Annotated in this window: 7 protein-coding genes and 1 tRNA gene; 5 read left to right on the forward strand and 3 right to left on the reverse strand. The window is 55.8% G+C overall.

Annotated elements, in window-relative coordinates; translation table 11 throughout:
- Position 1: 1 nt before the first annotated feature.
- The 3 genes from Q7J88_RS10480 to nifV form a co-directional block, all read right to left on the reverse strand.
- Positions 2-79 (reverse strand) — tRNA-Glu (locus tag Q7J88_RS10480).
- A 146-nt stretch (positions 80-225) separates the two neighbouring features.
- Complete coding sequence (locus Q7J88_RS10485; protein ID WP_303722141.1) at positions 226-1,050, reverse strand: GNAT family N-acetyltransferase; 825 nt, start codon at positions 1,048-1,050, stop codon at positions 226-228.
- Positions 1,040-2,167, reverse strand: coding sequence for a homocitrate synthase (gene nifV, locus Q7J88_RS10490; RefSeq protein WP_303722142.1), 1,128 nt, complete (start codon positions 2,165-2,167; stop codon positions 1,040-1,042). The genes Q7J88_RS10485 and nifV overlap by 11 nt, the downstream gene beginning before the upstream one ends.
- Positions 2,168-2,546: 379 nt before the next feature.
- Between nifV and nifE the strand changes: the two genes are divergently transcribed.
- The 5 genes from nifE to Q7J88_RS10515 are packed head-to-tail and all read left to right on the forward strand — an operon-like array spanning position 2,547 to position 7,032.
- Positions 2,547-3,899: a nitrogenase iron-molybdenum cofactor biosynthesis protein NifE gene (gene nifE / locus Q7J88_RS10495; protein WP_303722143.1), complete on the forward strand. Its 1,353-nt coding sequence runs from the start codon at positions 2,547-2,549 to the stop codon at positions 3,897-3,899.
- Positions 3,887-5,173 (forward strand): nitrogenase iron-molybdenum cofactor biosynthesis protein NifN, encoded by a 1,287-nt coding sequence (nifN, locus tag Q7J88_RS10500; protein ID WP_303722144.1) that lies wholly within the window; start codon positions 3,887-3,889, stop codon positions 5,171-5,173. Before nifE ends, nifN begins: the two co-directional genes overlap by 13 nt.
- Positions 5,174-5,232: 59 nt before the next feature.
- Positions 5,233-6,252, forward strand: a complete 1,020-nt coding sequence (locus tag Q7J88_RS10505) for a nitrogen fixation protein NifQ (protein ID WP_303722145.1) — start codon at positions 5,233-5,235, stop codon at positions 6,250-6,252.
- Between the two features lie 29 nt (positions 6,253-6,281).
- Positions 6,282-6,581 carry a N(2)-fixation sustaining protein CowN gene (gene cowN, locus Q7J88_RS10510; protein ID WP_303722146.1) on the forward strand — a complete coding sequence of 100 codons (300 nt, stop codon included), beginning with the start codon at positions 6,282-6,284 and terminating at the stop codon, positions 6,579-6,581.
- Between the two features lie 22 nt (positions 6,582-6,603).
- On the forward strand, positions 6,604-7,032 hold the full coding sequence (locus tag Q7J88_RS10515; RefSeq protein ID WP_303722147.1) for an ArsC/Spx/MgsR family protein: 429 nt from the start codon (positions 6,604-6,606) through the stop codon (positions 7,030-7,032).
- The last annotated feature ends 108 nt before the right edge of the window (positions 7,033-7,140 follow it).

Below are 7,140 nucleotides of genomic sequence, written 5' to 3' on the forward strand. Positions count from 1 at the left end.
GTGGCGTCCCCAGGGGGATTCGAACCCCCGTCGCCGGCGTGAAAGGCCGGTGTCCTGGGCCAGGCTAGACGATAGGGACTTATAACTTCTAAGCCCCCGCAGGAAATGTCCCTGCAGGTCGCTGTTGCGATCAGACGGCACTTTCTACCCTAAAGCCAGACGCGGTGCAAGAAAAAAATGACCTCAACAATTCAATTAGCGGCATTTTCAACATTCAACTGAAACTCAGCCGATACTGCCCAAACTAGCCAGTGCCATTACGCCATTCAACCGGACCGGCTCGTCACTGAGCACCATCAGTTGATTACTGCCGGTTTTTTCAAACCCGCTGGTGCGCAGAACCATATCCATCTCGGCAGAGTGAAGCACATCAATCAGCAAATCCTTGCCGAGAGAGGTTTTATCTACCACCAGTTTGAGGAGCTGCCGGTTATCGCGCACATTATTGTCAAGAGACAGCCAAGGCCCCAGTTGCCAGGCCGAAACACTCTGCTGTAGCAGGCCAATGGCGTTTTCGACACGATAGATGATACCATCATCATGCAAAGCACGGATCAAAGGTGCCCGCGACTCGCCCCAACAGTTCGTATCGATATCGACAAGCTCTACAACATCCGAAGTTACCGGCGCGACTGAATTCCCCAAGCCGATCGCACGCCACCGCTCTATAAGATCGACAACCTTGAAGCCGCGGCGTTCATAAATCGGTTGCCCCTTTTCCGAAGCCGTTAACCAGATCCGCCTTAAATTAGCCTGCCGCAGAAACTCCAGGGAAAAATCGAACAGTGCCGATCCATAGCCATGCCCCCGCCGCTCTTCAGCGACCAGCAGGTTGCCTATCCAGCCGCTCTCCTTGTAGGCTACGGCAGAAACAAAACCCTGGACCTCCCCTTCCGCGTGCAATGCAAAAAAATACGGCCGCCACTGGTTTTGAAACAAGCGCTTCTCCTGAAACGAAACCCGCCAGTTCTCTTGCGCGGCCCAGTGCAGGAACAACAGCCAATCTTCCTCTGTTAGCTGACGAAACTGCATTGATCTGTTACGCGACATGACAGAGTTTCAACAACTCGCTATTGTCGATCGATTTCTTGTTTTGCTGCGACCTACTCCTCACCCGAGACAACAGCAAATCGACATCGACCGTTTGCAGGTCAACCTGCAACTGCTCCAAGCGCTGAATCAGGCCGTGGCTGCCAGAGTGTTTCCCCAGCACCATATGCCGCTGCAAACCAACTTCTGCCGGGTCGAACCCTTCATAGTTGAGCGGATTTTTGATCACCCCGTCTGCATGCAGACCCGACTCGTGGGAAAATACCTTTTCCCCGACAACCGCCTTCCAGTCGGGGACAGGATGACTACTGGCCAGCCCAACGTAACGGGAAATTTCGACAAACCGCCGGGTATCAATCTGGGGATCGATACCACAGGCGTGCTTGAGCGCCATGACAACTTCTTCGAGAGCGGCATTTCCGGCCCGCTCACCAAGACCATTGACCGTCGTGTTGACAAAACGCGCCCCGGCACGGATACCAGCGATAGCGTTGGCTGTCGCCATCCCCAGATCGTTATGGGTGTGCACTTCCAGATCGAGCCCGGTCCGCTGACAAAGGTACGCCACCATATCGTAGGTCGAGAAAGGATCGAGGACCCCGAGGGTATCACAGAAGCGAAACCGGTCGGCGCCTTCGGTCTCGGCGATCTGGCACAACTCGACCAGAAAATCGAGATCGGCCCGGCTGGCATCTTCGCCACCGACCGAAACGTACAGGTCATGCTGTTTGGCAAAACCGAGAGCAACCTTCAGCTGCTCCTTCACCCATTCACGGCTTTTGCCCAACTTATACTGAATATGCTGATCGGAGACCGACAGGGAGATATCTACCGCCTCTACCCCGGTCTGCAACGAGGCCTGGATATCGGAGATCACGGCACGGTTCCAAGTGATCAGGCGAGCATTCAAGCCCATGTCAACCAGCGCGCGAATCGATGCCTGCTCCTGCTCGCCCATCGCCGGAATGCCGCATTCAAGCTCGCCGACCCCGATTTCGTCCAGCATCTGCGCAATCCGCTTCTTCTCTTCCAGATTGAAGACGACCCCCGCAGTCTGCTCGCCATCGCGCAAGGTCGTGTCATCAATCACAATTGCTCTATTTTCCAGAATATCCATAATCATCACCCAAAGAAAAACCCCCGCACCTTTACTGTAGAGGACGGGGCGTCGTTGCCTGTTTTGCCACCGGCGCCTTTACCGAAAGCATAGTACCCAGAAACATCAGCAAAGCCCATGCCGACAGATAAAATACCGAGAAATAGCAGCTGAAATCCCGAACGCTGACAAAAAAGTGATCAATTAATAAGCAGAATGCACAGATTTCGCGCCACTAAAACCATCAGCTGAAGCAAAACCGAGTAAAATCAGCAAGTAATAAAACTGGCAAGGGTTTTGCTCATAGAACTTTTAAGATATCTACAAAGTCGTAGCTTCTGATTGTTCCCTCCCAACGACGCCATGGAATTTTATTTGACTCTGGAAAAGGAATTGAATCGTGTCTGCTAAACCGAAAATTCGTGAATTGCTCGATGAGAGCAGTTGCGAACACAATAAGACGAAAAAGGTCGCCTGCAACGCTCCGACCCCAGGAGCGACCACCGGCGGCTGCGCGTTCGAGGGAGCACAGATCTCACTGTTCCCCTACGCCGATGCCGCGCATCTGGTACACGGGCCGATGACTTGCCTTGGCTCCAGCTGGGAGACCCGCGCCACTAAAACCAGCTGGCCAGGCCGCGATCTGACCCAGGTCGGCTTCACCACCGACATCAATCTGAACGATGTGGTCTTCAGCGGCGAGCAGAAACTGACCGACGCCATCGACTACATCATGGAGAAATACTCGCCGGAAGCGGTCTTTGTCTATTCGACCTGCGTCACCGCGCTGATCGGCGACGACATCGATCAAGTCTGCAAGCTGGCCGCGGAAAAACATGGTGTACCGATGGTACCGGTGCACGCGCCCGGTTTCGTCGGCAGCAAAAACCTTGGCAGTCGGCTCGGCGGCGAAGCAGCGCTGCGCAACCTGATCGGTACCAAGGAACCGGAAAAGACAACCCCGTTCGATATCAACCTGATCGGCGAATACAATGTCACCGGCGACATGTGGCAGTACAGCCACCTGCTCGACGAGCTCGGCATCCGCATCCTCTCGACCCTCTCCGGTGACGGCCGCGTGGCCGATATCCGCACCGCCCACCGCGCCAAGCTGAACGTGATCGTCTGCGCCAAGTCGTTGATCTCGCTGACCCGCAAGATGCAGGAACAATACGGGATTCCATCAATCTCCCTCTCCTTTTACGGCAAACGGGACACCAGCAATGGCTTAATGGCGATCGCCGAAGCGTTTGGGGATGCGGACCTGATCGAGCGAACCGAAAAACTGATCGCCCGCGAAGAAGCGAAACTGGAAGAAAAACTCGCCCCCTACAAAAAAGTCTTCGCCGGCAAGAAAGCGGTGCTCAACACTGGCGGCAACAAGAGCTGGTCGATCACCTCGGCGCTGCAGGACTTAGGCATTGAGGTGGTCGCTACGGCGGTAAAAAAAGCGACCGAGGCGGACCGCGCTAAGGCCCGTGAGTATCTTGGCGAGAATGGCGTACTGATGATGAACCCTGGTGTCGAGCAAGCTAAACTGATTGACGAACGAGGCGCCCACCTGCTACTAGCCGGCGGACGTTCGCTCTACACGGCGATCAAAAAAGGGATCGCTTTTGCCGACGTCAACCAGGAAAAGAAGAAGAGCTACGGCGGCTATGCAGGCCTGCTCAACCTGGCCGAGGATCTGAAGAATGCACTGGAGAACCCGGTCTTCAAGCTGGTTTCACGGAGGGCGCCATGGGAGAAGTAAGACATAAATCGAACAAGCCGCTGCAGGTCAACCCGTTCAAACTGAGCCAGCCGATGGGCGCGACCCTCGCGTTTCTAGGTATCGACAAATGTATGCCACTGATGCACGGCGGCCAAGGCTGCACCAGTTTCACCAAAGTTTTTTACACCCGGCACTTCTGTGAGCCGATCGCCATACAGACATCGGCGATCACCGACGCCATCGCCGTCCTCGACGGCGGCGACTACAGTATCGTTGAGTCGGTGAAGAACATCTGCAAAAAGGTTACCCCGAGCTTGATTGGACTGCACACCACTGGGCTGCCGGAAACCAAGGGAGATGACATCCGCGGCGTCGCCGGCAAGGTCGATTATCCGTTGGTCTGGGTCAACACCCCCGACTACGAAGGGGGACTGGAAAGCGGCTGGGCTCTGACCTGTCAGGCGCTGATCGAACAACTAGTGAAACCGACTGACGATATCGACCCGCAGAAGCTGGTTATCCTGCCGCATGTCAGTCTGCAACCGATCGAGGTTGAGAAGATCAAACAGACCTGCGAAGCATTCGGATTCAACACGTTCGCCCTGCCCGACCTGTCGACCTCCCTCGACGGCCACCTGGGAGAAAAGCAAGCGGCGTTGTCGAGCGGTGGGATTGCCGTCGAGGAAATCCAGCAGCTAGGCGACGCGGCGCTGGTGCTGACCATCGGTGATTCAATGCAGAAGTGCGCTACGGCACTGCAGAAAAAAAATCCAACGCTGCGCCATCAGCACTTCCCGCACTTGAGCGGTCTGGAAGCATCTGACAGTTTGCTTGCGCTGCTGATGCGCGAAACAGGTATCGAGCTGCCGCAAACCAATATCGTCCGCTGGCGCAAACGCCTGCAGGACGCCATGCTCGACTCGCACTTCTCTCTCGGGCAGACCCGCTGTCTGGTCGTCGGCGAACCGGACCAACTCGCCGGGATCTGCCAATCGCTCTATGAAGCCGGGGGCCGCGTGAGCGTAGCGATTTCGACCGTCGACTCGCCACAGCTGGAGAAAATCCGCGCCGCAAAAGTGCTGGTTGGCGACCTGGAAGACGCCGAAGCCCTAGCCGATGACTACGATTTGATCATCGGGAACTTTCACTGCGAGGCGCTTGCACACCGGCTACACAAAGGGTTGGTGCTGCGCGGAATTCCGAACTGGGAACAGGTAGGGAACCCGCTGAAGAACGACATCCTGTACGAGGGGGGAGCGTATTTCCTGTTTGAATGTGCGAATGCGGCGAATGCGATGCGGCATGCGGGGTGAACCCAGCATGCAATGGTCGGCTCGCGACTTTGCGGAAACCAATTGGGGGAAATGAGAACATGCAAGGCTACACGGAAAAAATCCTCAAATATGCCAGCGACGAATCTCACGTCGGACTGCTGGAAAACCCGGACGGCACCGGTGAAGTCGGCCTGTCAGGAAAAGATCGCGGCAAACGGCTGGCGGTACGCTTCACCCTCAAGCTGAACAAAGAGATTGTCGATGTCATCCGCTTTCAGGTCTTCGGCTGCGGCTACACCATCGCCGCATGCGCGGTGGCGGCAGAGTTGGGCGAGGGGCATAGCCTACAAGACATCAGCCGGTTTACCCCGGAGCTGATCGAGGCGAGACTAGGAGGCCTACCGAAAGAGCGGGATTACTGCGTCAAACTGGCTACCCAGGCCCTGCAGGCGGCCATCTCCAGCGCCCGCAACGGCGCCAATCCGGTCGCGGCAGAATTATCGGCGCAGCAGGACGAAGATTCCGGCCCAAAAGTAAACCGGCATGATCCCTTCTACCGCGCGCTGCTCGATACAGACACCCCACCCGGAATTTTTTATGAAGATCGCCAGATGTTCGCCGGTCTTCTGACCCTGGCGCAGCAGGAGAATAGTTCTTTCGCCGCTGCACTCGGTCTGAAGGTGACCGACATCGACAAGATCTTCGCCATCTATTTCCCCAACTTCGACCCTTATCAGGTTCGGAAAGGCCTCGTCAACAGCAAATCATCGCCACCGGAGATCAACCAGGAGATACTCGACATTCTGCTTTCCCACGTTTCGCACGACCAGTCGGGCAAACGAGCGCACATCTCCGAGCTGGTCGCCAAAGTTATCGCCGCCCGTACTGCCCAACCAGGACACCTGTGGGTATCCATGGGCTTTCTGGAACGCCCGCAATTGACCGCAGCAATCCATCGCCACCTGCCGACTCTGGCAATCGCCAATGACAAAGGGATGCGCTGGAAACGCTATCTGTTCAAGCAGGTCTGCGACCTGAACGGCGGGGTGATGTGCAAGTCGCCCAACTGCGGCGAATGCAGCGACTACCTACTCTGCTTCGCCCCGGAAGACGAATAAATCAGAACTAAAACCAAGGAACGCACCACATGACCACCAAGACCGACCGCTACGTCACCTATCGCAATATCGACTGTGAAGGCAATTCGAAGAAACTGATGACGATGCTGCGCAAGCATATCGATGATCCGGAAAAAACCAACCCCTTCTGGGAGAAATTCAAAGGGATGCTCGCCAAAATTGGCAAACCGGCTGAAACCAGTGGCCGCGAGTTTGACGAACTCTTTTTGATTCACACATACATCAACAACCTATACGAAATTTTTGAAGAGTATGAGGACGAAGCGGCCCTGACCCTGCTGGCGCAGATTGAGCGGGAGTGCTGCTGAGCCAAAACGAAGGATACTAGCGATGGCAAAAATTATTTTCTGGGAAAAACCGGGTTGCAAAGGGAACAGTCGGCAGAAAGAAATCCTGCTCGCCTCCGGGCATCAATTGGAAGTCCGTGATCTGCTGAGCGAAGAATGGACGGAAGAGAGCCTGGCCCAATTCTTTGGGGAACGCCCCGTATCCGAGTGGTTCAACATTACCAACCCACGGATCAAATCGGGAGAGCTCGACCCGCAGCAGGTCACCGCAGCTGACGCATTGGAGATGATGGTCGCCGAGCCGCTGCTGATTGTCCGCCCGTTGATGCAGGTCAGTAATGAACGCCTGGCAGGTTTCGATGTCGAGCAGGTGCATAACTGGATCGGCCTCAAACTGGAATCGGTCGGCGAACGGGACCCGAAAAACTGCCCCTGCGTCACTAGCACGGAACCGGCACAAACCGGAGCCTGACATGCAGATCGAACCGCTCGGCACCATCTATTCGCCGTTTAAACAGATTGCCGACATGCCGATTCAGCCGAGCGGAGCCTCTGGAGTTTCCGGTCAGATCGTCCTGCG

Source organism: Malonomonas rubra (assembly GCF_003247215.1).
GTDB classification, from domain to species: domain Bacteria; phylum Desulfobacterota; class Desulfuromonadia; order Desulfuromonadales; family Geopsychrobacteraceae; genus Malonomonas; species Malonomonas rubra_A.

Bases quoted from the DNA above. Each gene is read 5' to 3' on its own strand.
- Q7J88_RS10485 (WP_303722141.1), bottom strand. From the start codon at position 1,050: ATGTCGCGTAACAGATCAATGCAGTTTCGTCAGCTAACAGAGGAAGAT.
- nifV (WP_303722142.1), bottom strand. From the start codon at position 2,167: ATGGATATTCTGGAAAATAGAGCAATTGTGATTGATGACACGACCTTG.
- nifN (WP_303722144.1), top strand. From the start codon at position 3,887: ATGGGAGAAGTAAGACATAAATCGAACAAGCCGCTGCAGGTCAACCCG.
- Q7J88_RS10505 (WP_303722145.1), top strand. From the start codon at position 5,233: ATGCAAGGCTACACGGAAAAAATCCTCAAATATGCCAGCGACGAATCT.
- cowN (WP_303722146.1), top strand. From the start codon at position 6,282: ATGACCACCAAGACCGACCGCTACGTCACCTATCGCAATATCGACTGT.
- Q7J88_RS10515 (WP_303722147.1), top strand. From the start codon at position 6,604: ATGGCAAAAATTATTTTCTGGGAAAAACCGGGTTGCAAAGGGAACAGT.